Annotated in this window: 22 protein-coding genes; 10 read left to right on the top strand and 12 right to left on the bottom strand. The window is 64.0% G+C overall.

The genetic code is table 11. The features are described 5' to 3' along the window. Positions 1-6 precede the first annotated feature (6 nt). Genes VGH98_09110 through VGH98_09095 form a run of 4 tightly spaced genes read right to left on the bottom strand, consistent with a single transcriptional unit; the run spans position 7 to position 5,377 of the window. Positions 7-981 (bottom strand): radical SAM protein, encoded by a 975-nt coding sequence (locus tag VGH98_09110; GenBank protein HEY2376119.1) that lies wholly within the window; start codon positions 979-981, stop codon positions 7-9. 3 nt (positions 982-984) lie between these two features. Continuing rightward, complete coding sequence (locus VGH98_09105) at positions 985-2,814, bottom strand: hypothetical protein (protein ID HEY2376118.1); 1,830 nt, start codon at positions 2,812-2,814, stop codon at positions 985-987. Beyond that, entirely contained in the window at positions 2,811-3,794 is a 984-nt protein-coding gene (locus VGH98_09100; GenBank protein HEY2376117.1) for a hypothetical protein, read from the bottom strand. Before VGH98_09100 ends, VGH98_09105 begins: the two co-directional genes overlap by 4 nt. A 2-nt stretch (positions 3,795-3,796) precedes the next feature. Further along, entirely contained in the window at positions 3,797-5,377 is a 1,581-nt protein-coding gene (locus tag VGH98_09095; GenBank protein ID HEY2376116.1) for an AAA family ATPase, read from the bottom strand. A gap of 164 nt (positions 5,378-5,541) precedes the next feature. Between VGH98_09095 and VGH98_09090 the strand changes: the two genes are divergently transcribed. Beyond that, positions 5,542-7,764 (top strand): prolyl oligopeptidase family serine peptidase, encoded by a 2,223-nt coding sequence (locus tag VGH98_09090; GenBank protein ID HEY2376115.1) that lies wholly within the window; start codon positions 5,542-5,544, stop codon positions 7,762-7,764. A 114-nt stretch (positions 7,765-7,878) separates the two neighbouring features. Here the strand turns inward: VGH98_09090 and VGH98_09085 are convergent, their stop codons facing one another. Then, positions 7,879-9,333, bottom strand: a complete 1,455-nt coding sequence (locus tag VGH98_09085; protein ID HEY2376114.1) for a PAS domain-containing sensor histidine kinase — start codon at positions 9,331-9,333, stop codon at positions 7,879-7,881. 240 nt (positions 9,334-9,573) lie between these two features. Here VGH98_09085 and VGH98_09080 point away from each other — a divergent pair, with 240 nt between their 5' ends. From VGH98_09080 to VGH98_09060, 5 genes are all read left to right on the top strand, one after another. Continuing rightward, positions 9,574-10,170 carry a hypothetical protein gene (locus VGH98_09080; GenBank protein ID HEY2376113.1) on the top strand — a complete coding sequence of 199 codons (597 nt, stop codon included), beginning with the start codon at positions 9,574-9,576 and terminating at the stop codon, positions 10,168-10,170. A 400-nt stretch (positions 10,171-10,570) separates the two neighbouring features. Beyond that, on the top strand, positions 10,571-10,933 hold the full coding sequence (locus VGH98_09075; GenBank protein ID HEY2376112.1) for a hypothetical protein: 363 nt from the start codon (positions 10,571-10,573) through the stop codon (positions 10,931-10,933). A gap of 178 nt (positions 10,934-11,111) precedes the next feature. Continuing rightward, positions 11,112-11,318, top strand: coding sequence for a hypothetical protein (locus VGH98_09070; GenBank protein ID HEY2376111.1), 207 nt, complete (start codon positions 11,112-11,114; stop codon positions 11,316-11,318). 97 nt (positions 11,319-11,415) lie between these two features. Further along, positions 11,416-11,769, top strand: a complete 354-nt coding sequence (locus tag VGH98_09065) for a PadR family transcriptional regulator (GenBank protein HEY2376110.1) — start codon at positions 11,416-11,418, stop codon at positions 11,767-11,769. Then, positions 11,766-14,426 carry an ABC transporter permease gene (locus tag VGH98_09060; protein ID HEY2376109.1) on the top strand — a complete coding sequence of 887 codons (2,661 nt, stop codon included), beginning with the start codon at positions 11,766-11,768 and terminating at the stop codon, positions 14,424-14,426. The genes VGH98_09065 and VGH98_09060 overlap by 4 nt, the downstream gene beginning before the upstream one ends. 7 nt (positions 14,427-14,433) lie before the next feature. Here VGH98_09060 and VGH98_09055 read toward each other — a convergent pair whose 3' ends face one another. Further along, a complete protein-coding gene (locus tag VGH98_09055; protein ID HEY2376108.1) occupies positions 14,434-14,772 on the bottom strand; it encodes a hypothetical protein in 339 nt (112 codons plus the stop codon). A gap of 341 nt (positions 14,773-15,113) precedes the next feature. Between VGH98_09055 and VGH98_09050 the strand changes: the two genes are divergently transcribed. From VGH98_09050 to VGH98_09040, 3 genes are all read left to right on the top strand, one after another. Further along, positions 15,114-15,842, top strand: coding sequence for a Crp/Fnr family transcriptional regulator (locus VGH98_09050; protein HEY2376107.1), 729 nt, complete (start codon positions 15,114-15,116; stop codon positions 15,840-15,842). A 190-nt stretch (positions 15,843-16,032) separates the two neighbouring features. Then, on the top strand, positions 16,033-16,239 hold the full coding sequence (locus VGH98_09045; protein ID HEY2376106.1) for a hypothetical protein: 207 nt from the start codon (positions 16,033-16,035) through the stop codon (positions 16,237-16,239). A 91-nt stretch (positions 16,240-16,330) separates the two neighbouring features. Then, positions 16,331-17,005, top strand: a complete 675-nt coding sequence (locus VGH98_09040) for a carbonic anhydrase (protein ID HEY2376105.1) — start codon at positions 16,331-16,333, stop codon at positions 17,003-17,005. A 120-nt stretch (positions 17,006-17,125) separates the two neighbouring features. Here the strand turns inward: VGH98_09040 and VGH98_09035 are convergent, their stop codons facing one another. The 6 genes from VGH98_09035 to VGH98_09010 form a co-directional block, all read right to left on the bottom strand. Further along, positions 17,126-17,710 (bottom strand): hypothetical protein, encoded by a 585-nt coding sequence (locus tag VGH98_09035; protein HEY2376104.1) that lies wholly within the window; start codon positions 17,708-17,710, stop codon positions 17,126-17,128. A gap of 340 nt (positions 17,711-18,050) precedes the next feature. Further along, positions 18,051-18,287, bottom strand: coding sequence for a hypothetical protein (locus VGH98_09030; protein ID HEY2376103.1), 237 nt, complete (start codon positions 18,285-18,287; stop codon positions 18,051-18,053). A 194-nt stretch (positions 18,288-18,481) separates the two neighbouring features. Beyond that, a complete protein-coding gene (locus VGH98_09025; GenBank protein HEY2376102.1) occupies positions 18,482-19,051 on the bottom strand; it encodes a MarR family transcriptional regulator in 570 nt (189 codons plus the stop codon). Positions 19,052-19,093: 42 nt separating this feature from the next. Beyond that, positions 19,094-19,561 carry a hypothetical protein gene (locus VGH98_09020; protein HEY2376101.1) on the bottom strand — a complete coding sequence of 156 codons (468 nt, stop codon included), beginning with the start codon at positions 19,559-19,561 and terminating at the stop codon, positions 19,094-19,096. Positions 19,562-19,808: 247 nt separating this feature from the next. After that, positions 19,809-20,342 (bottom strand): plastocyanin/azurin family copper-binding protein, encoded by a 534-nt coding sequence (locus tag VGH98_09015; GenBank protein HEY2376100.1) that lies wholly within the window; start codon positions 20,340-20,342, stop codon positions 19,809-19,811. 219 nt (positions 20,343-20,561) lie between these two features. After that, positions 20,562-21,734, bottom strand: a complete 1,173-nt coding sequence (locus VGH98_09010; protein HEY2376099.1) for an FAD-binding domain — start codon at positions 21,732-21,734, stop codon at positions 20,562-20,564. A gap of 76 nt (positions 21,735-21,810) precedes the next feature. On the opposite strand from VGH98_09010, the gene VGH98_09005 reads away from it, so the two are divergent. Beyond that, complete coding sequence (locus tag VGH98_09005) at positions 21,811-22,974, top strand: mechanosensitive ion channel family protein (GenBank protein HEY2376098.1); 1,164 nt, start codon at positions 21,811-21,813, stop codon at positions 22,972-22,974. Positions 22,975-23,041 lie beyond the last annotated feature (67 nt).

Below are 23,041 nucleotides of genomic sequence, written 5' to 3'. Positions count from 1 at the left end.
TATGCATTAAGCGCTTTGGAACTTGTCGAACACCTGCGTGCTCGGGCAATCGCCGCAGACAGCGGGCGGCATCGATCGTCGGCTGCGCATCGTGGCGAACCGCGCCGGCAACGACGCGATATCCTCCGCGCCTGACAACTCCGAAATGGGCACGCCGAATTCATCGCTGGTAAAGCTGCAGGGCGCAATGAGTCCACGCTCACCCACAAAGAGGAAGCGCTCGCCAGGTCCGCAGTCGCGCACAGGCAGACGTCGGCCTTCAGCGGAGCTTCTGATACGCTCCAGGTAGCGGTCTCCCCCGCGCAATGTCACGCCGCATGCGGCGAGCCGCTCGCGTAGCATCGGGATATCGCAAGCGAGACGGTCGACGTCGCTCGGCAACAGGTGGTGCTCGACCCAGAATTCGGGGCGGTCGTTGCCTCCCAATTGATTGAACGTGATCTCATCGATGCCCCACGTCGCCAGCTCGAGACATAGCTGTGCGAACTCGTGGACGTTGTCGCGCATGAGCACCACGTTCACTCGCAGACGTGGGGTTGCGCCGCGTTTCCTCCCTGCGGCTAGCAACGGCACGACGCGGCGCAGCACGGCAAATCCGCCAACCCACCCCCGCACTCGGTCATGGGCCTCACCGAGCCCGTCGACGCTGACGGTGAGCTCGTCGTAGTACTCGAGGATGTGCTCACATACGCGCCCGGACGCGAGCGCAGTGCCGTTGGTCGTGACGCTGACGCGAAGTCCGAGCTCGCGTACGAAAGGGATCGTCAAGCCTTCGAGCTGCGTCCACAGCAGCGGCTCACCCCCCAACCAGCTCACGAGCACTTGGTCACCCGCGGCGCGTTGATATGCCGCGAGCGCCGATCCAAACGCAAGCACTGTCCCGCGATCGGCGCTCTGTCGCGAACGTTCGAGGCGGCGATCGTAGGCGCAAAAGCCGCATGCGAGGTTGCATCGCTCGGTAATCCGCCAGACGACGATCACTGCTCACCGCCGAGGCGAAGTGTCGCTTCGAGCTTCGTCGCCATATGCGCGAATGCTGAACTCTCGGGCGAACTCCAGGAGATTCTCCCACGACGAGACGCGATGGATGTGCCATCCTTCGCGTCGTGCCCGTGTGAGATCGGGGTCTTCTTGCCGAGCCGCGGGAAGGTTTAGCACGAAGGTACCGCCTCCGCCAGCGCGCGCGAGTGACTCGGCGGCAACTGCCCATCCGCTGCGGCCCTGTTCATCATTCGCGAACATCGTCGTTACCCCGTCGTCCGAAACAACGAGAATGGCCGTCGGCCGGAGCAGCGCTTCCGCGCGGCGTGCCGCATACGTCTCGCGCAGCAGATGAATTGGAAACGCGGTTCCACCGCCGAGGTAGCCGGTGAGAACGCTGAGCACCTTCTCCTGGTCGCGAACGAAGCCTTGCGTCGTGAGGACCTGGTGCGCGCCGCTCCAGAGCGTCGCTTGGACCCGCGCGCCGGCACGTAACGCCGACAGACAAACGATCGCACCAGCCAGCGCCGGATAAGACACCTGACGTTGCGGATTCGCCATCGAGCCGGAGCTATCCACGTAAATGTCGAGATCGAGCGGTATGCGGCGTGGCTCGGCGCCTTCCGTCGTTCCCCATACCCGCTGCACCGTCGTTATGCCCGGAACGACTCGCGGACTGACAAGAATGCTCTGAAGCCAGTCGATCTCGTCCAGCGAGCTTCCGAGATCCCAAGGTTCGAGGCCTTCGGGCAATGGTTCTTCGGACTCTGGTGCGCGGCGGCTCGGATAGCGCACCAGATTCGGTATCGCGCGCTCTCTATAATAACGCACCGCGGCTTGATGTTCGGTAAGCCTAACGCCGCTGGCCTTCAGGATCTCGCCATACTCGAACGGCTCGCGCGCTTGTCCGCGCGGCGGTGCGTTCGCAGCTGAGCCTTTCGGAGCTGCCTCCCCGGCTTCCTCAGGAGCGATTTCTTCATCATCAGCATCGCCCGTGAGCGCGGCATCGGCGGCCGGATGGATCGCGCCTCGCTCTTCCTCCGGATCTATTTCACTGAGACCGGCGGGATCGCCTCCGACCCCTGCGCGCCCTGTATCGAGGAGCGGCCGGATGAGCGACTCGGACGCGGTATCCTCGAGCAGGTAGGTGAGCAGCAGTGCCGCGAATCGGCCGGAGCCATCGAGCCATTGGTGTGCATAGCTGCGCACGAGACGCGCGGCGAGCCAGGCGTCGCGCTCGATGCGATCGTCCGGCGTGGTGCCGCCTAATGAACCGCGCTCGAGGCTCCAGAGAATTTCGTAGATGCGCAGGTACAGCGTCCACAGCGTACCACCCTCTTTTGGCGAGCTTTCTTCCCCACGCGCCAATGCTCGATACACGCTCGACAGGTGTAGCCCGGCGCTGCGCTGCAGGCGATCGTTGATGAGGAGATCCGTATAGAGGTTCGCGATCATGGGCGCGTGCCGTTCCACCGTCGGGAGCGAGCGTCGCATGCGCGCGAGTGACCGCGCGTGATCGTTGAGCGTTGCCGGCGCGAGCACGTGATGGCCAATCTCATGCGCGAGCACCTCGACGGCGAACAATTCAACTCCGGAGGCCGCGACCGCCGGCAAGCTCACGACCACGGCTTGGTCGACGAGCCGAATCATCGCGAAGCTTCCGGTGAGGCCCTCCGTCTCTGCCTGCTTCGCCGTCAGGCAGAACGTCGGTGGACGTAGACGCGTGAATCGGCTCCATGCGGCGAGCGCCTCGGGCCATGCACTCTTCCAACGTTGGTGCAAGGCGTCAACATCGCCTCGCGAAGTCGCGCCGAGTCCGGGAAGCATACTCACGCGAGAGCCAGGAGCGTGACCTGGTGGGTCAGCGACCAGGTCACCGCGAGCGTCGTCTCGCTGAACGCGGCGCTGGTGACTGTTCCAGGCCCCTCCGGAACCCGGACGCCGCGCGGCAACGATGCAAGGGGCTTCGGCAGCTGTACGTCGTTAGGCCCAACGCGATGCAGTGTCGCGCCGTATAAATCGGCGGTCAGCAACCACGTCTCATCGCCGCTCGACACGTGAAAGTGCCCCGCGCCATACGTCACTCGTGGCGGGTCGACAAAGACCCCGCCGAATCCGCGAAACGCGCCGACCGTCGCTATTGCGCGAAGCAGGTCACCATTGCCGCTCACGCGACGGTCGTCAGGTCGCGAGGGGTCGAACCATTCGCTGCCGAGAAGACCCGCCTCGATTGCGGGCCATCGGCACGATGCCGAAGCACCCACGGCCGCCAGCGCAAGCGGCTCCGGGAGCGCGGCTGCGGCGCCGATCGCGCCCCGCCGAAAGTGCGACATCCCGGCGCGCCAGGCTGCAACCTGACCGACCCGCAGCAGCTCGTCGACGCTCGAGCACTCGGGGGCGAGTCGCGACATGTTGTCCACCCACCCGCCGACATTCGCACCCGGCGTCCCCTCCAGTTGGTGCGCGGCGTTGCTGAGCGAGGCGAGCACGCGCGATGGCTCCATCGCGACAATCCGCGCCGTCGCCGGGAGCACGCGTCTCCAGATGGTGTCGATGGCCGCGCCGCGCGCACCGGCGATGCGCTGGCCGACGAGCTCCAGCGCGACGTCATACGCGGCGAATGCCACGGCGTCGGAGCGATCCGGGCACGCAGCGGCGACGGCGCATATCAGGGGCTCGACGACGCTCGTCAGGAATGCCATGAACGCGTCGCCGGCCAAGGCTGGATACTGCTGGCGGGCTGCGACAAAGCGGGCGTTCAGCTCGTCGCGTGACGAGCGAAGGACCCGTGCGAACTGCTCGCTCACTGCCATGCCTAACGCGCCTCCAGCCAGTGCAGATAGTTCGTGTAGCGTTGATGGAGATACTTGAGCACGAGGAGATCGTCGTAGAGATGACCGTAGAGCTTGCGCCCCTTCGTGAGCTCTCCGACCAGGCGCTCGATGCGCACGAGACGGTCGCGGACCTGACGCTCGTTCACACCATCAACGCCACGTCGCAACTCGGCGAGGAGCGCGCCGACGGCGTCATCACGATCCAGGTCGAGTTGGTCGTACTCGGCGCAACTCAGATCGAACAGGCGGCGCAGCCAGCCAATACGGTCGGTGCGGAGCGCGGCGTTCCCCGCGGCGTCGAAGAAAGGCGCGTCGGGATCGGGAGTGAGCTTGTCGTGCATCACGAACGGCAAGACCTGTCGTACGTCCTCGAGCTCGACCACCCCGTTGCCTCGGAAGTAGGCGATCGCCTTCGCGTAGTGAATCAACGTCTGGAGCGCGCGAACCGACACGCCATTCGTCGTCTGGCATCCCAGGTCCTTGAGCCGATCGCGGCCCGTATCCTGCGCGACCAACATATGCCACTCCGCACCGGCCAATCGCGCCGTGTCCTTGGTCTTGTACTCGAACTGCTCGGCCGCCACGTCGCAGAGCTCGAACTGGCTGGCAAAAAACTCCAGGCGTCGCCTGACCGGCTCCGGAAGTTCGACGGCAAGGATCGCTTCCTGAATGCGATCGATTTCGCTCTCCGTGAAGACGATCTGCCGTGGTACGACTTCTTCCGGCCGCACGCGCTCCTCGATTCGTGTGAGCAGCTCGCTGAGGAATCGCGGATTGAAGGCAAGCGCCTGAACGACGACGTCGATTCGATCGCGCAGTGCTTCGATCACCTGGTACGTTCCGCCGCCGCGATCATCGTTCGCCGTGAGGAACCACGCTGACTCGGGGCACTCGTAGATGTGATCGAGCACCTCGGCGTAGTTGTCGGCCATCACCGTGAGCAGCGCGCTCTGCGTCCGCGTCGGGATGCGATTGTACTCATCGACGATCTTCACGCGCATAGCAAGCCACGCGCGCCACGAGATGCGAATGTCCTCGACACGTTGCGCGGCAACGAGGTCGGCGGGAAGCGGCGTGCCGAGGAGATCGGCGATCGTCATCTGGGGATGGCCATGCTGCATGGCGCGTCGGACCTCGCGGACCGAGTAGCCGGCGAGGACGCCCATCAGCAGTGCGCTCGCGGTCTTCCCTCGCCCAGGACCGCCGATGAACAGACACTTTCGCCTGGTGGCGAAGGTCAGCACCGGGAGAAGGACGAAGCCGGAGTAACTCTGCGCCGAGGGCAGCGTGAGGCGGCTCGTGCCATCGCCGACGGCAAAGGATTGCGGCGGGGCGCCGTTGTACTCGATGTCGTAATGCGGGCTGATGATCGCGGTGTTGACGATCCAGAAATAGGCCTGACGCAACTTTTCGTCGAGCGGCGCTGCGCCTGGCTCATCGTCGGTCGGCAAAGACACAGGTCCGCGATAGAGCTCAGCCACGTCGAAGGTCCGTGGCACCACGGGTGCATGTGGATTCGTCGGCGCCGAGGAGAGACGCTGGAAGATGTTGAGCGGAGACACTGTTTGGTGCGGCTGGTGAGACGGCAACTTGTGAGATTAACGACGATCGTATCAAATGACGACGCTCTCCCCCTCTGGTGTCACCGTCGCAGGGCAGGTTCTCCTTGCATCTTCGCGCGCATCAGGCGACGATGCTGAGTCCCGCTTCTCCCCAGGAGCCCTCAATGCCTCGTCGCCGTCCCGTCGTCTTCGGCCGCATCACTCGCGCCGTACTCACCCCGATCTCGGTTGCCGCGCTTGCCGGCGGCTTTGCTCCCGCAGTCGCGCAGACCTCTTCGTCACCCGCTGGGTTCACTATCCAGCAGGTCACCAGCTATCCGTATCCGACCGAACTGACAACCGCGCCGAACGGGTCGCGCATCGCGTGGGTCTTCGATGAGCGCGGCGTCCGGAACCTGTACGCGGCCGAAGGTCCCGACTTCCAGGCGCGCAAGCTCACCGACTACCCGAACGACGACGGCCAGGAGTTGACAAATCTCTCAATCTCCGCCGATGGCAAGTGGGTTGTCTACGTGCGCGGCGGTGATCACGACGCCAACTGGGCCGCCGAGGGCGGCCTCGCGCCCGATCCCACATCGAGTCCCGTGCAACCGCGCGTCGAGATCTGGACTGTCTCTTTCGCGGGCGGCGTGCCGAAGCTGCTCGCACAGGGTGACGCACCGGTGATCTCGCCGAGGAGTGACCGCGTAGCCTACGAGAGCAACGGCCAGATCTTCATCGTACCGATCGACGGGAGCGCGGCAGGCAAGCGCCTCTTCTTCTCACGCGGCACGAGCCACTCGCCCGAGTGGTCGCCCGACGGCAGTCGTCTCGCCTTCGTCTCCAGCCGCGGTGACCACAGCTTCATCGGCGTCTTCACCTCCGAGACGGAGCCGATTCTGTGGCTCGCGCCGTCGACGAGCCGCGACGCGGTGCCCCGCTGGTCGCCCGATGGCGCGCACGTCGCCTTCGTTAGGCTGCGCGGCGCGGGTGGAGCGCCCCAATCTTTGCTCGAGCTGCATCCGAATCCCTGGCAGATCTGGACGGCGGACGCGCATAGCGGCGAAGGCCGCGCGATCTGGAAGAGTCCCGAGGCGCTCCATGGTTCCTATCCAACCAGCGAGGGACAGGCGAACCTGCATTGGATGAGCGGTGACCGGATCACCTTCCTCGCCGATCTCGATGGCTGGCCACACCTCTACTCCATCTCCGAGAGCGGTGGTGCGCCGCTCCTCCTGACACCAGGAAAATTCATGGTGGAGTACGTCGCGCCCAGCCCGGACCGCAAATATCTCGTCTTCAACGCGAACACAGGAGCGGGTCGCGAGGACGTCGACCGGCGACACCTCTTCACCGTGCCCGTGGACCGAGCGCAGCCCGTCGAGCGCACGCCTGGCGACGGACTGGAGTGGACGCCTAACGTCACAGGCGATGGCTCGACAATCGTATTCATTGCCGCCGGTGCCAAGCGGCCGCCACTCCCAGCGGTGATGCCCGCGGCCGGCGGCGCGCGGCGCCTCATCGCCGCCGATCACATCCCGCCCGACTTCCCGACGGATCAACTGGTGACGCCGAAGATGGTCGTCTTCCGTGCCGCCGACGGCACGATGGTACACGGACAGCTCTTCGAGCGCGCCGGTGGAACCGCTCGGAAGCCGGCCGTCGTTTTCGTCCATGGCGGGCCGCCGCGACAGATGCTCCTCGGCTGGCACTACATGGACTATTACACGAACTCGTACGCGATGAATCAGTACCTCGCGAGCAACGGCTACGTCGTACTGTCGGTGAACTACCGGCTCGGCGTGGGCTATGGGCACGACTTCCATCACCCGGCGCACGCTGGCGCGTTAGGCGCATCGGAGTATCAGGACGTGAAGGCCGGCGGCCTGTATCTTCGCTCCTTGCCCGAGGTCGATGCGAAACGCATCGGCATCTGGGGCGGCTCGTACGGCGGATTCCTTACCGCGCTTGCCCTCGGTCGAAACTCCGACATTTTCGCTGCCGGTGTCGATCTTCACGGTGTGCACGACTTCACGACGCCCGAGTCAGGCGCGGGCCGGACCTTCGCCGCTGCGGCCGAGGGCGCTCGCTTCAACGAGCCACCCGATCTCGATCGCGCGCGCACGGTGGCCTGGCAGTCGTCGCCCGTTTCGGCGGTGAAGACGTGGACGTCGCCAGTGCTCCTCATCCAGGGCGACGACGATCGCAACGTGCGATTCCATCAGACGGTGGACCTCGCGCGTCGTCTCGCGGCGCGGGATGTCGCGTTCGAGGAGCTCGTCCTTCCCGACGAGATCCACGGCTTTCTTCGCCACGCTTCGTGGATCACGGCAGACAGTGCGGCGGCACGATTCTTCGATCGCACGTTAGGCGCAGCGAAGACAACGACCGCTGCGGCGGGACGCTGAACTGTCACTCATGATATCCAGTCACTCGGCGGCAGCGAGCGCCGTGCTCGACTTCATTCGGTAACGCCGAAGTTGGTAACCATCTTCGCGCCCGGCGCCAATGCGCTGCCGCCGCTATTGCCTCAGCTGATCTCGGCTCGAGCTCTGTGGCTGTGCGACGTCGGCAAATTGCGATGTGCTCGCCAATGGCAGCGTGAGAATGAAGGACGAGCCCCGGCCGACGGTACTTTCGGCGACGAGATCACCCCCCATCGCGAGAGCAAGATCGCGGCTGATTGCAAGTCCGAGCCCCGCTCCCTCCCTCGCGCTCGTTAGGCTCCGATCGAGCTGCACAAATGGCTCGAAGACGACCTGGAGCTTCTCCGGCGGAATGCCGACGCCGGTATCGCGAACCGTGATCCGTGCATTCAGGACGTCGGCCCCACACGTGACTTCGACCGACCCTCCCGGCGGCGTAAACTTCACCGCGTTCGACATCAGGTTGACGAGAATCTGTCGGGCTTTATCGGCATCAGCACGGACCACCAGGTCGCCATCGCAGGTGCCAAGTGAGAATCGCAGGTTCTTCTCGCGAAGCTGTGGCCCCACGAGCGCTTCGATGTCGGCGAGAAGGTTGGACACGAGTACGCGCTCCACAGCGTAGTGAACCTGGCCCGCCTCCATTCGCGCGTAATTGAGAATGTCATTCACGAGAGCCAGGAGCGTGCGCTCGCTGCGAGCGATGCGATCCAGATCGGCGAGCTGCTCCTTCGTGACGGGACCACGAATCCCCATGCGCAACAGTTCCGCGTAGCCGGCAATCGCGTTGAGGGGTGTGCGTAGCTCGTGACTCATGACGGCGAGGAACTCGGTCTTCGCCGTGTTCGCCAGGTCGGCTTCGGCACGTGCCGCCTCCGCTGCCTCGCGCGCCGCGTCTGCTTCGCCCGCTTGCCGCTGTAGCTCTTCGTTGGTTTGCTCGAGCTCCTCGGTCAGCGATTGCGCTTCGTCCGTCTGGGCTTCGAGCTCGAGCGCCTGCTGCTGAAGCTCCTCCGTAAGTCGGAGCAGCTCCAGTCTATGCTTTTCTGCTTCGCTCCGAGCTGCTCGTTCGGCGGCGAGAGACCGCGCCTGTTCCTCGGCGTCGCGTCTCGCGGTGAGATCACGAGTGATCTTCGCGAATCCGAGCAGCTCCCCGCTGTCGCCACGGAGCGCGGTGATGACGACGTTGGCCCAGAACCGCGTACCGTCTTTGCGGATGCGCCATCCCTCGTCTTCGACACGTCCGACCGCGGATGCGATCTTGAGCTCTTTGGCGGGTTTGCGTGCGACGACGTCCGCTTCCGGATAGAAAATGGAAAAGTGCTTACCAACAATTTCATTTTCAGTGTAGCCCTTCAGTCGTTGCGCACCGGGGTTCCAACTCTGGACGTTGCCGGCGGAATCGACGACGAAAATCGCGTAGTCCGTGACGCTCTCGACGAGCAACCGGAATAGGCGACCCGAGACCGCGAGTCTGGCTAGACGAGAACGATGCTCATCTCGCGGACGATCTTGTTGCTCCGGCTTGTCTTCCATCGGCCTCTTAGGCGACATCTGCTCGCGGCTCGACCATGTCACAATCAGCGATTGCAGAAGCTTCTGTTCCGATCTTTCGCGGTCAGACGGAAGAAACGCGCCGACTCGCACCGGTAACGAGCGGATGGCTCCGTTTGACGATCTGGACGGCGATTGCCAGTGCACGCCTCGGATCGGTACGCCAGTTGCGAGCGTGAGGTGGGTCACGCTGGGCAGGAGCGCGAGCCGTGAGACCGAGAGGGCAATTGAGAATATCCGATGTCGCCATCTGACGAGAAATCCGCTACGGACCCACTCGAGCCCGTGCTTCGCGACGCAGAGGGTGCATTGAGAAGTCGCTTACGCGAGGCCTGCGAGGCGGAAGCAAGCGGCCTCTCGACGGAGAGCACTTCGGAGATCCGGCGCCTGGAGGATTCACTGCTTGCCGCCGCCGTCGCGGCGGAGCAGACGATCGCGCTGCGGCGTCACATCGACCAACGCAAGTCAGAACGGACGGCTTCAACCATGCCAATCACGCAGCCCACCGGCGCGGACCCTAACGCGACAGGCGAACCGGTACCCAAGGTGCGTGAGTTCCGTGACGCCGAGGGCCAACTCTGGCGCGCCTGGCCGGTCACGCCGGGCCTGGCACGGCGCAGCCGGACTGCCGAGCGGTATCTCGGTGAGTTTCACAAGGGCTGGATTTGCTTCGAGGCGCTCGAGAGCAACGCGCGCCGCCGTCTACCGAAGCAACCAGAACGGTGGACTGAATTGAAAGAACCCGAACTATGTCAATTGCTCGACCAAGCGATCAATGCTCCAGAACGCCGCCGCCTCAAGGAGGGTCCGGACGCGTCCCATCCGCCTTTGCAATGACTCTCCGCATCGCCGCCAGCTTTCGTCCGATTTGTGAGCGACGCCGCAGTCGGAGGCCGCGCTTGAGCACGCCGGTTGCGTTAGGCAATTCTCGGAGCGGGGCAGGAACCGACCAGATGAGAGCGCGACGATGGCAGTGCGCGAATTTCTTGACCAAGAGGGCAGGTCGTGGCGGGTCTGGTGCATTCTTCCGGAGTCGATACACCCAGTCACGCGCGCCGAGGATTACCTGGCGGACTGTTATCAGCTGGGCTGGCTGGTCTTCGAGACGACCGCTGGTAACGAGAAACGACGGCTCTGTCCGTTTCCCCGCGATTGGGAGAGCATAGACGAGCTTGCACTGCGCGCTCTTCTCCGCGAATCCGAGCCAGTACGGCCACGAAGAGCCTCGGGCGAAACCGTGATGGACAGAGAGGCTTCACGATCGAAGACGCCCGCACTCGAGGTGAGCGACGACATCGAGGTGAGCGACGACATCGAGGAGAAGGCCGACATCACGGATCTTACGGTTGTGCGGAGCTTCCGATATCCCGGCGGGAGACTCTGGAGCGCTGCCATCGCACCGCATTCGGACATCGCAGTTGGTGCAGTGCTCCGCTTCACCGCCGGAGCGCGCACCATCGATCTCCAGCCGTTCCCGCGCGACTGGCCGGACCTCCCGGACGACCACTTGATCGACCTACTGCGACACGCGGCGCCGCGGGAGATTACGAGATACACACCGGAAACGCCGCGTCGTCGCTACAACGATCCGCCAGCCTAACGGCGCTCGCGACTGCATCGCTCGTTGGATCGATCACTGGAAGCTTCCTCGCGGCGTGGAACTTCCTCGGCGCGTTTGCTGGCGCCACTGGCGGCCGCGACGAAACGCCGCGTTGGTCGTCTGATTGACAGAGTGTCGTCCGTGCAGCACCTGTCGTTTCACCAACGAGTGAGGCCCAATGGCGAGCAACCGCACGGTGACAGACGAGGAAGGACGTGTGTGGACGATCGCAGTCGTCGGCAAGGGCGAGGAGCGACAAGGTCAGGACGTCGTGCTCACGTGCACGACACCGTCGATCTCGGAGCCGGTGTCGATAACGGTCGGCTGGCAGTGGCAGCGAATGGCGCCGAAAGGACTGGCACGGTTGATCAGCGCCGCCGCTTGACACGCCCGGCGCCTTTCGTGGCGCGGCTTCAAGAAATCGCTATGAACCTTTTCGGCACCGGGGCTGTCTACCTTCAGACCATCTGAAGGAGCCCACGGTGTCCGACGACCGCGTCGAGCTGCTCCAGGGAACGCTGGAGATGCTCGTTCTCAAGACGCTCGCCCTCGATCCCATGCACGGTTGGGGAATCGCGCATCGCATTCAATGGATGTCGCGCGATGTCTTCCTCGTCACCCAGGGATCCCTCTACCCCGCGCTCGTGCGCATGCGCCGGCGCGGCTGGTTGAAGACGAGCTGGCGCGTGACCGAGAACGGGCGGCGCGCGCGTTACTACGAGCTCACCCCTGCCGGCCGACGGACGCTCACCACGCAGCACACGGCGTGGGAGCGCGCGTCCGCGGCGATCGATCACATCATGGGTGTCCGCCTCTGGGTGTCGGAGGGCGCATGAGCATGCTATCCGATCTGCTGCTGCGCCTTCGGGCGATTGTCTTTCGCCGCGCCGAAGATCGCGAGCTCGAGGAGGAGCTTCGCGTCCACGTTGAGATGGAGGAGGAGTATCGCCGGCGCTCGGGAGTGAGCCACGCCGAGGCGCATCGCCAGGCGGTCATGGCGCTCGGCGGCGTCGAGCGCGTGAAGGAGGACGTGCGTGACGCGCGCCGCACGCGCGCGTTCTTCGACGGTGCCGGCGATGTTCGTTTCGCTTTTCGTACGTTGAGACGAAACCCGGTCTTCGCCGCCGTCGCCGTGCTCACCCTCGCCATCGGGATCGGTGGTGCGACCGCGGTCTTCAGCGCCGTCGACACCGTGCTACTCGCGCCGCTTCCGTACTCACAACCGGGCCGCCTCGTGCGCCTCTACAACACCGACGTGCGCGCGCCTAACGACCACGGCTTCGTCACGCCGGTGCACTTTCTGGAGTATCGCGACGGCATGTCGTCGTTCGCGTCGGTCGCCGCAGTCATGACCTACGACGCCGTCGGCGCCGACATCGGGCGTGGGGATCGGGCGCGCCGCATACGCGTGCTGCCCGTGAGCGCGGACTACTTCGACGTCCTTGGTGTGCGTCCCGCACTCGGCCGGGCATTCTCGCGCGATGACGAACACGGTGGCATGAACGAGACGGTACAACCATCGCGCATCGCGGTGATCAGCCATCGCCTCTGGCAGGAGGAGTTGCGCGGCGATCCCTCGGCGATTGGCGGCTCGATCGTCATGGATGGTGCGTCGTATCGCATTGCGGGCGTCATGCCGGCGAGCTTCGTCGATCCGCTCGTCCCGCGCGCCGATGCGTGGACGCCGGAGAATCTCGATCCAGGCCGTGATCCGTCGAACGCGACCAATCACTATCTCACGGTCATCGCCCGATTGCGGCCGACATTGTCGATCGGCGCAGCGCAAGCCGAGCTGACCGCGCTCGCGACCCGGCTTGGCGTCAAGTATCCGGACGCGCGCGACACGCGCGCGCGACTCGATCCGCTCAAGGACGATATGGTCGCACCGACGGCCACCGCACTGGAGATCATGCTCGGCGCCGTCGCGCTCGTCCTGCTCATCGTCTGCGTGAACATTGCGACGCTGATGCTCGTGCGTGGGTCCCAACGGCAGCGTGAGTTCGCGGTCCGCACGGCACTCGGTGGCCAGCGCGCTCGCATCGTTCGTCAGATGCTCGTCGAGAGCATCGTCATCGCGCTCGTCGGCGACGTCGCCGGCCTCGCCGTGGCACGGGCGGGCATGGCGGCCATCGTTAGGCTGGGGGACGGCAACATTCCGCGGCTCTCGTCGTTGGCTTTGGATCCACGTCTGCTGATGTTTTCCATCGCACTCTCGACGCTCTGCGCCCTGATCTTCGGTGCCGCGCCGGCGGTGCGCGCCGCACGGACACGTCCGGGAGACGTATTGCGCGGCGAAGGGCGCGGCGCGTCGAGCGGTCGCGGACAGGTACGACTTCGTGGAGCGCTCGTGGCGGCGCAGGTGGCCCTGGCGTTCGTGCTCGCCGTCGGTGCGGGTCTCTTGCTCTCGAGCTTCGCGCAGCTGCGGCGTGTGGACCTTGGTTTTCGCTCTGCCGACGTGCTCACGTTCGAGGCACACTTGCCTGGGAGCCGCTACGACTCGACCGCACGCGCCGCATTCTACGACGATCTGGCGGCAGCGATCGAGCGCGAGCCTGGCGTTCGCGCCGCCGGTGGAACATCGCGGCTGCCCGCGACCGGTTCCTACAATTCCTGGGGCACTCGGCCGCTCTCCGGTCCGCTGGTCAACACCAAGATCGATCACTCATCGCTGGAGCAGCGCGTCATCTCCGGCGATTACTTCGCGGCGCTCGGCGTTCCTCGTTTGGCGGGCCGGCTCTTCGAGGCGGGTGACGACGCGCACGCTCCGCCGCGTGTGGTGATCAGCAAATCGGCCGCACAACTGCTTTTTCCTGGCGTCGATCCGATCGGGCAGCAGCTGCGCACGGGTGGCATAACGTGGACCGTCATCGGTGTCGTTGCCGACGTCGCACTCGACATCGAGGGCCACGTCGAGCCGACGCTCTATCACGCGCACCGGCAATTCGCGGGCGATCGCAATTGGGCGCTCACCCAAGTCGTGTCGACGATGGGCAATGTCGACGCCGTGGCGGCAAGCTCACGTCGTGTCGTTAGCGGGATCGATCCCCTGCTCGTCATGTATCACCCGGCGCCGCTGGACGACGTCCTCGGCCGAGGCAACGCAACGCGGACGTTCACGCTACGGCTGCTGCTCGCTTTCGCGGGCGTCGCCATCGCGCTCGCCCTCCTTGGTCTGTACGGCGTGCTCGCGTACGCTGTCCGCTTGCGAGCGCGCGAGTTCGGAATTCGCATGGCACTCGGCGCGAGCCCATCGGCTATCCGGTCGATGGTGCTGCGTCAGGGGCTCATCGTGACCAGCTCAGGGCTGGCCGCCGGCGTGATCGGCGCGGCAGCGCTGTCACGAGTGATGACGTCACTTCTTTTCCATGTGAAGCCGATGGAGCCCGCGGTACTCGTGGTGACGGCACTCGTGATGTGGGGCGTCGGAGTCCTCGCGGCCTACGTGCCGGCACGCCAGGCGACAGCGGCGGATCCGCGGAACGTCTTGTCGTAGTGCTGGCCTAACGACTCGTATCGCGGAAATACTGTTCGATGCACAGCGATACGAGGCGAGCCACGAACTCGTCACGGTCCGGCCCCCGCGTTAGGCGTCGCACTGCAGGAACCGTTTCGAGCGCCGTCTTGAACGCGATCAGGAGCACCTCGGGGGGCCAATACTTTGCCTTCGCCTCGTCACAGAGCTGGCTCAGCGCCGCCTTCAGAGCAGCCGATGAAGTGACATCGCGATCCGCGAGCTCTTCTGCCAAGGCAGCGTGGAGAACAGCTACTCCCTCCGCGCTGAGATTGGGCTTCTCACGCGAAATGCCCGCGACATCGTTCCCGGATCGAACCGATTCCATCTGAACGGCTCCACAATAGACAGGTCGATTCAAACTGCAGGGGAGACGTTGTCATCGTACTCGTTTTCCATGAGCAGCGCAACAGCATATCCGCCATGCGTTTAAGGATGGCGATTCGTACGTTTGCGTACAATTTTCTTTCGCGCGGATGCCGTTCGTACAATCCGGGATTTCCTCATTTTCAGGCGCGTTCGCCGCTACCTTGCGTCAGCGTGAAGACGCACGTCGGCGCGACGCGCACATCAGCTTTCGACATCAGGCCTCCGGATTAAGGCGAGTCCCTCCCTCCTGCCGTCAGACTGGATTCCAGTTCTCTCGCATGGCAGACTCAGGAGACTTGCATGCAATCCAGGTCGTCCGGATCGACCGAGCCATGGCGCAATTCCTTGCTCAGTGCGCTCGATGCCGAGGAGTATTCAGAGCTCCTCGAAGACGCTGAGAAGGTCGATCTGAAGCTTCGTACCGTTCTCTACGAAGCCAATGGTCCAATCACACACGTGCTGTTTCTCATTCGTGGCGTTGCGTCCATCATTGCACCGGTCGGCGATGGCACGAGCGTGGAAGTGGGCACCGTGGGAAGCGAAGGGTTTGTCGGGCTCCCTTTGCTCTTCGGCGTCGATCGTGAGCCAGCGAAGGCGATCATTCAGGTGGCCGACGGCGGAGTGCGCGTGACCGCAGCGGCATTTCAGAAGGCAGTCGCGGACAGCGCCGCATTGCGTGGACTCTTCCTTCGTTACGCGCAAAGCTATATGAGCCAGGTCTCCCAGTCGTCGGCATGCAACCGGGCTCATTCTATTGAAGAGCGTTGCGCGCGCTGGTTGCTGATGACGCACGACCGAGTAGCCGCCGATGAGTTCCCACTGACGCACGAATTTCTTTCTCTCATGCTCGGTGTCCGTCGCGCGGGTGTTACGGTTGCCGCCAGCATGTTGCAGAAGGCCGGGCTCATCGAGTACACGCATGGCCGCGTGAAGATCATCGATCGCGAGGGTCTCGAAGAGGCGGCTTGCGCCTGCTACCAGATCATTCGGAATAGCTACGGCGGCCTGTCTCAACCGCTCAGCCACTGACCGGTATCCGCTCGGACGGGCCTGCTTGATATCGAAGCAGTGAGTTGGCGTGTGCGGAATCGTACACTTACGCTGAGGGGACACCCCGCATAGGTTGAAACAAGCGTAGCGGGGTTTACTGACACCAGCCCGCAAGCACGTTCTTGCGCTGGGCGCTTCTGGCGACGCCTCCTCGTTCCCGGAGCGCACGATGCCGCACGGCTCCCAAGTGGATCAGGTGGAACAGTTGAAGCGCGAGATTTCGCACCGCTTGCGACCAGTCTGCGACTTTCTGTCTGCCCAGGATTTTGAACAGCTCGTTGAGCGCGTCGCGCGGGTACAGCGCAAGTACGAGCAGCAACAGACCTACGAGATCCTCTGGGCGAGTCGGCAAGCAGCCGAGGGCCACATTCCCTAGACAAAGGCCGTCATGGGTGCGCACCCGGCCGGCCGGTGCTTGGACGAACGGCCTATGGTGAGACGTCGCTGCTTGGTGAGAGTTCTACAGCATGGGCAGCCGCCGCGAGTTTCTGCAGCACGCGATGGTCACTGCATTGATCGCCTCGACGGCGCCACCCGCGCGTTGGCGAACACCCGCATTCGGCGCTGCACTCGCGCCTTTGTCACCCGACGAGGCGATTCAGGAGCTGTTGGCCGGTAATCAGCGATTCGCCGCCAATCAATTGACGTCGATCGAGCACGACTTGAGTGTTCTCAAACAGCATACGGTCGACAAGCAGACTCCATTTGCGGCGGTCCTCGCGTGCGCTGACTCTCGCGTACCCGTCGAGCTGATATTCGATCAAACGATCGGTCACATCTTTGTGACACGAATCGCGGGAAACTTCGCGACCGCCGAGATCATTGCGAGTCTCGAGTATGGGGTCGCGGTGCTTGGAGTGCGCGCGCTCCTGGTCCTTGGCCACACCGGCTGCGGCGCGGTGAAAGCGGCAATGAAAAGCGACGACGCGCCTGGGCAAATCAGCTCGCTGTATGCGCATATCCGTCCCGCTGTGGAGCGTTCGAACGGAAACCTCGACGAGGCAATCAACGGCAACGCCCGTTTGCAGGCAGACCTGTTGCGTACTTCCTCAACTGTTATCCGCAGCGCTACCGATAACGCGCGCCTCAAGGTCATCGCGGGAACCTATGATTTGGCTACCGGCAGAGTGAATCTGTTCTGAGCGCGAGGCGAATCATCCGGAGTCCCAAGCGCCGCTCGTCGGCTCCAACTTCCCAAAGAAGGAGCGACGTGGCGGCGCCACTGACCGACGAAAGATCGGTCAGTCGTGGAGGTCACTACGTCAGCCGCCGATTGCGCCGTTGAGTGAGTTCACGAGGCTCTGGGCGTTGGGGCTGGCTGTGCCACCAGATGCGAGGCCGCTGAGCGCATTGCCAAGATTGCACAGCAAGCTGCCAACGGCGCCGGACCCCTTCGCCGTAATGTTCAGCGGCACCGTACCGCTGACGAGTCCGAGGACGTTCAGGTTGAGGCTCGACAGGTCGAGTGTGACAAGGTTGCACTGCCCCATTCCCGAGCTCGTTATGCTGGCCTCGGCCGTGAAGGGGTCGGCATTCACTCCAACAACGCCACCGAGAACGTCCACCGTGGTTCCGGATAGCGTTCCCGTAACATCGAGCCCGACGATCTGGCCGACCGTATTCTCGACCAACGCGAAGTTGGTGACGACCGCCTGATGGATGTTGATCGTACCGCCGAGTCCTAGCGGGAGCGTCACGGTGGGAACGATGTCGACCTTGATGCCGGTGCCGCCGATCCCTTGCATCGACGGACTGGGCACGGCGCGCTTGGTTGGTGCCGTCGGATTCTCACTGCAGGCGCCGATGACGACCACTGCGGCCAACGTCGTTATATACTGCCATTTCATTTTGCACCTCCGATGACGACGACTAGACTGGTAGACCGGGTCGAGGTGCGTATGCATAGAGTGCTCCAATTCGGGGGCAACAGCACCGATTTCTGGAAACCGACGTCGCACCGGAATCTTCATGCGATCGGACTGGGCTGAACAACGGCGCGTCGTCGTTCAGCGACGAGCGATTTCCCAGACAGGCGATCAGCCGGCGTGCCGAGGACCTGTGGCGAGCCGAGCTGCTCGAGCGAGAAGGTCCATCCTATTCGAGGCGCCGATCAAATCGAGGGGCTGAGCGCGCCAACACCGATTCAGTATTCGCTCGCCAGGCGCCTAACGCGAAGCCCATCGACCCTCAGATATTCCAACTCAGCGCGAACAGCTCATCATCGCGAAGCGAGCGCCAATTCGCCGGATAATCCCGCACACGACGAATGGCTGTCTCACTTTCGAAAACGAGTGAAGGTCTCTGCCTGCGGTCGTACAGCGGAGGTAGCTCAAATACCAGCCAGAGCGCACCGTCGACGATGACGTGTCTGGCCGTACGCTGCAGCGCGCGCAAGCGCCTGGATGGATCCTCGTCGGCAGCCATCAGCGCAAACTCACGGAACCTGATGGAGGCAAGCCACTCAACGATTCGTCAGCGTGGTTAGGCGCAGTGCTGTCTGGGCGCGCAGTAGTTGGTGACCGCCGAGTGCCCTGAAGTATATTGACGACTATGTATAAGACAAATGGCGAGCCGAGGATCGGTCACGGAGCTAACCGCGGTCGTGAGGCACGGTCGCGTCACGCCCGCTTTCTGCGCGTTTGACCTTTCGTGCCCTGTGCTGGCGTTTGGCGGCGCCCGTCTTCCTCGAACAGCATCGACGGTGGTTTGACTGCCAGGCCAAGCTCTCGACCGAGCGCCCGAAGGCCATGCGAAAGTGCATGGAGCTCCGCCGTGGTCAACCGCGCCAATGCGCCCATCACCTCACTCGTCGCGGCACGTGGCGCGCGACGCAGCACTCGCTTGCCCGTCGCGGTGAGCTGAAGCACGACACTCCGTCGGTCGACCGGCGATCGGGTGCGCTTCACCAGACCCTTGCGCTCCAGCCGACTGAGCACGATCGAGACCGTGCTCTGCGTCGTCAGCGCGCGCGCGGCCAGATCATTCACGGTGAGATGGCGGCCCGTGCGAATCTGCTGAAGGAGGAAGAGTTGCGCGTTGGTTACGCCGGTTCTACTCTCGACACCTTGCGCCGACTTGCTGAGCCCCTCCACCAACGCGCGGACATTTTGCAGGGCCTCGGCAACTTCTTTGCTGACCGAATCCGAGGTGTCGAGGGAGCGGAGGTGCGCGGCGGCCGATGTCTTCACGCGCACAGAATCGTTGACGTCGAACGATTTCGCAAGCGGAGATCACATCCGGCGCCGCTCGCAAGGCGGTGCAGGCCGCTCGCCATCGGCCGCGAATAAGCGACGCACGCACTCGACGAGCCGCTCCGGAAACGCCGGTAGAATCAGCGTCGCGTCGACGCCAGCGATGTTCGCCTCGGTGAGCTCGTCGGCCCACACATGCGTCGTCGCGTTCAGAATCGTGACGTTCCGTGTCAGCGGATCCTTTCGAAGCGAGGAGGTCACGGTCTCGCCCGATGCTGTCGCGGTTGGAAAGTCCGTTACAACGATAGCGCAACCGCGGGCTGCAGCCACGACCTGATCGGGGTCTGCCAGTTCACGAACGGTATAGCCCGCACGCCGTAGGGCCGTGGCGAAGATGGTGCGCGTGTCGTAATCCCTGCTCACGATGAGTACGGGTGTTTCCGTCCTGGCTCCGTCACGGCCAAGGTCCGCCATTCCATTCGGAGTTCTTCGCGAGATCTCAATCATCGCTTGTCGCTTGCTCGCGGGCGTCCGTACTCGCTCGAGTACGCGGGATGCGCACCGGGGTTTTGCAATGTACTTCGCGGTCGACAGCGGAGACGTCAATTTTGCTTAATGTGGCTCGGACGCGATCAGAACGAACGATTGCATTGACATGAACGTACGACGATCCTGCCGCGGAGGGCCGTCGTCGGCTGCTGCAGCAGTTCAGTATCTGGAGACTCCGTACTTTCATGATCACATCAGGTCCGTGTCATGGCCCTATCGTGAGCTTGCCTCTCATGCCTAACGCGAGATGAGGCGTACAGTAATAGCGGTAGGTGCCCGCCGGGACCTTGACGAACGGGATCGTATAGGTCTCGTTGGGCGTGTTGAGCAGCGGTCCCGTGAGCGGTCCGATGGTCTGTGGCATGTCGGACTGGAGCTGAGTCGAGCCACCGGTTGGGATACTGTCTTGCCAAAACGTCACGTTGTGTGGCGGCCCGGAAACGACCGTCCACCGCACCGCATCGCCAACCTTGATCGTCAGCGTCGCGGGATCGAAGCGATAGCCCGAGGCGTCGCCGAGCATCTTGACGTCCCAGATCTTGCCGGTCGGGGCGGTCGAGGGCGAGGTCGTGGTCCGCGCCGAGCTCGTTCCGCTCGTCGGAGTCGCGGGAGTACTCGTGCTTTGTCCTGCTGCCGTTGCGCGATTGTTGGCGTTGCCACCGCACGCGGTGACGACAACGATCGTCATCAGCGCCGCACGACGGCGGCCGTGACGCGTCGAGGTCGACCAATTGAACATGTGCGAATCTCCGAGGAGAGTTGTCTGCGCGGCACGCTGCTGCGCTTGGCACAGTCACCGCGTCCGCGGCGGCCAGCGCGGCCCGCAGTACTGCAATCGCCACGCGCAGGCGCCGGTTGCTTGCGCATTGATGTCAATGCATAAACCATGCGGCGGCACGTACCGCGGACGTGCATTGGCTATCAGGTCGACCGTCGACGCACCGACGCGATGACGGGCTCACCCCGGCAACGTGAATCGATCTCCCAGAGTGCGCGCGGCGATGCGATGGGCAACGAACGGGAGATCCATCACTCGCGTCGTTAGGTTACGGAGACAGAGCCCGAGCCTCGTTCGCGGCGCGAACCACCAGCCAAACCCTGCCGCGGCCCGCCGCTTTGCATCGACGAACGGCTTGAACCGTTTCTGATATTCGGCGAACGCGATCTCATGGTCGCCCGCGGCTCGATGGAGCGCGTTCGCGAGGACGTAGGCGCCCGCCATGGCGAGCGCCGCCCCCTGCCCCGCGAGCAGCGATGGAGCATATGCCGCGTCGCCCACGAGCGCGACACGCCCCGCGCACCACCGGCTCAGACGCGTCTGTGCGACGGCGTCGAAGTAGAGATCGTTCGAGCCGTCCAACGCGTGAAGGATCTCGTCGCATTCCCAGCCACGACCGGCGAACCGCTCTTGGAGAAGGTGCTTCTGCTCGAGGAGATCATGTGCTCTGCCCAATGGCTCGGGCTGAGCGAAGATGAAGAAGAACGCCGAACGGTCGTCACGGAGCGCATAACGAGCCACCTGCGCCCCGGGAATCGTGTAGCACACATAGGCCCGCTCGTCGCGGTGCGGATAATCGGTCGCGCTGAAGGCCGCCGTGTAGTACCCAAGGAATCGCTCGCATTGCATCGCCTCGTCGAACGCGACGCGACGGACCTGCGAGTGAAGACCATCGGCGCCGATGACGAGCTCGAACTGGCGCGGCTTGCCATGCTCGAAGGCAACCGTGACGCCGCGCGAGTCCTGATCGATGCCCGTGATGGTCTGGTCGAACATCGTCTCGATGCAGCCGTCGACGCTCTCATAGAGGCGACGCGCAAGGTCACCCCGCGGCAGGCTGAGAAAATGACTTCCTGCCACCGCGCGAAAGACCTCCGCATCGAAGCCGGCGATTCGCTTTCCGGTGGAATCGACGAGCCGTACTTCGTCGATCCGATAGGCGTCCCGCTCGAGGAGAGGCCGAATCCCCATCGACTCGGCGACATCGTAGCCGATACCCCAGAAGTCGATCACGTAGCCGCCGATGCGCGGCGCCGGTGCCTGCTCGATAAGCGTCGGGGTGAAGCCGTACTGCCGGAGCCAGTACGCAAGCGTTGGCCCAGCGATCCCCGCACCTACGATCAGTATGCGCACGTTCCACGGCCTCACCGTGACATTCCGAGCTTGCGACTCTCTGAAGTATATTGATGTCTATGCACATTACCAGTCGATGAGCGTCGCCGCGTTCGCGCTCCTCCAGGCCCCACCGACCGTTCTCGATCGATGGACTGCTCATCTACCGTCACTGTTGCTTGGCGCTGGACCCTTCGGCGTACTCTGGTGGCAGTGGGCGGCCCTCCTCGTCGTTGCCGTCGTATCGCTCGCCAGCGGAGCGTTGCTCGGCCAAGTCCTGCGCGCCCTCCTCGTGCGGGTCACCAGACGCACGACCTCGGATCTCGATGACGTGTTGGTCGCGCGCCTGAGTGGTCCGCTCAGGTTGGGCTGCACCGTGCTCGCCGCGGCTCTGCTCGTACCGTGGCTCGACCTCCCGCCGTCGGCGTACGGGGGGGCGCAGCGGCTTCTGAAGGGCGTGCTGTTGCTCGCCTTCTTCTGGGCGCTCTGGCGCTTCGTCGACGTCGCTCGCGAGTTCATGATCCGCACGCGGTGGGCACGGAGCGGATCGGCGTCGCGCAACCTGGTGCCGCTCGGAGCGCGCGTCGGCAAAATAGCGGTGGCAGCCATCGGCCTCGTCGCCATGCTCTCCCTGCTCGGCTATCCCGTGGCGAGTCTCATCGCTGGCCTCGGCATCGGCGGTCTCGCGGTCGCCCTCGCCGCGCAAAAAACCGTGGAGAACCTGTTTGGCGCGTTCTCCCTCGGAGTCGATCGCCCATTTTGCGAGGGTGACTTCGTCAAGGTCGAGGACTTTGTCGGAACGGTGGAGGCGATCGGCCTGCGATCCACGCGCTTCCGCACGCTCGACCGTACGGTGATCACACTGCCGAACGGCCGCCTCGCCGATATGCGGCTCGAGTCCTTCAGCGCCCGTGACCGGCTGCGTCTGGCCACCGTCATCGGACTCGTGTACGAGACGACCGCCGCCCAGATGCGTGAAGTGCTCGCCGGCTTCGAGCGCGTGTTGCGCGAGCATCCAAAGGTCTGGCCGGATGCGGTCGTGGTACGATTCAGTGAGCTGGCGGCGTCGTCGCTCGACGTTCAAGTCATGGCTTGGTTCAAGACGTCCGATTGGAGCGAATTTCAGGGCATACGGCAGGGCGTGCTCCTGCAATTCATGGACGTCGTGGAGGCGGCGGGTACGTCATTCGCGTTTCCGACGACGACGGTCCACGTGGCGTCGGCGCCAGTTCCAATCGTCGCGTCGCCTAACGGCTCGTGAGAGGCCGCGAGAGTTTGGGAGCGACAACATTTGCCACATTCACGTTCGACGTTGTTGGATGACTAGG

The organism is Gemmatimonadaceae bacterium, from assembly GCA_036496605.1.
Classification (GTDB): Bacteria; Gemmatimonadota; Gemmatimonadetes; order Gemmatimonadales; family Gemmatimonadaceae; genus AG2.
Note: the sequence above shows the minus strand (reverse complement) of the source record. Positions and strands in the feature narration are given on the sequence as shown.

What these genes read in the sequence shown, in the direction of transcription:
- VGH98_09100 (HEY2376117.1), bottom strand. Translation starts at nt 3,794, where the DNA reads ATGGCAGTGAGCGAGCAGTTCGCACGGGTCCTTCGCTCGTCACGCGAC.
- VGH98_09090 (HEY2376115.1), top strand. Translation starts at nt 5,542, where the DNA reads ATGCCTCGTCGCCGTCCCGTCGTCTTCGGCCGCATCACTCGCGCCGTA.
- VGH98_09085 (HEY2376114.1), bottom strand. Translation starts at nt 9,333, where the DNA reads ATGTCGCCTAAGAGGCCGATGGAAGACAAGCCGGAGCAACAAGATCGT.
- VGH98_09080 (HEY2376113.1), top strand. Translation starts at nt 9,574, where the DNA reads ATGTCGCCATCTGACGAGAAATCCGCTACGGACCCACTCGAGCCCGTG.
- VGH98_09070 (HEY2376111.1), top strand. Translation starts at nt 11,112, where the DNA reads ATGGCGAGCAACCGCACGGTGACAGACGAGGAAGGACGTGTGTGGACG.
- VGH98_09060 (HEY2376109.1), top strand. Translation starts at nt 11,766, where the DNA reads ATGAGCATGCTATCCGATCTGCTGCTGCGCCTTCGGGCGATTGTCTTT.
- VGH98_09055 (HEY2376108.1), bottom strand. Translation starts at nt 14,772, where the DNA reads ATGGAATCGGTTCGATCCGGGAACGATGTCGCGGGCATTTCGCGTGAG.
- VGH98_09050 (HEY2376107.1), top strand. Translation starts at nt 15,114, where the DNA reads ATGCAATCCAGGTCGTCCGGATCGACCGAGCCATGGCGCAATTCCTTG.
- VGH98_09045 (HEY2376106.1), top strand. Translation starts at nt 16,033, where the DNA reads ATGCCGCACGGCTCCCAAGTGGATCAGGTGGAACAGTTGAAGCGCGAG.
- VGH98_09040 (HEY2376105.1), top strand. Translation starts at nt 16,331, where the DNA reads ATGGGCAGCCGCCGCGAGTTTCTGCAGCACGCGATGGTCACTGCATTG.
- VGH98_09035 (HEY2376104.1), bottom strand. Translation starts at nt 17,710, where the DNA reads ATGAAATGGCAGTATATAACGACGTTGGCCGCAGTGGTCGTCATCGGC.
- VGH98_09030 (HEY2376103.1), bottom strand. Translation starts at nt 18,287, where the DNA reads ATGGCTGCCGACGAGGATCCATCCAGGCGCTTGCGCGCGCTGCAGCGT.
- VGH98_09020 (HEY2376101.1), bottom strand. Translation starts at nt 19,561, where the DNA reads ATGATTGAGATCTCGCGAAGAACTCCGAATGGAATGGCGGACCTTGGC.
- VGH98_09015 (HEY2376100.1), bottom strand. Translation starts at nt 20,342, where the DNA reads ATGTTCAATTGGTCGACCTCGACGCGTCACGGCCGCCGTCGTGCGGCG.
- VGH98_09005 (HEY2376098.1), top strand. Translation starts at nt 21,811, where the DNA reads ATGAGCGTCGCCGCGTTCGCGCTCCTCCAGGCCCCACCGACCGTTCTC.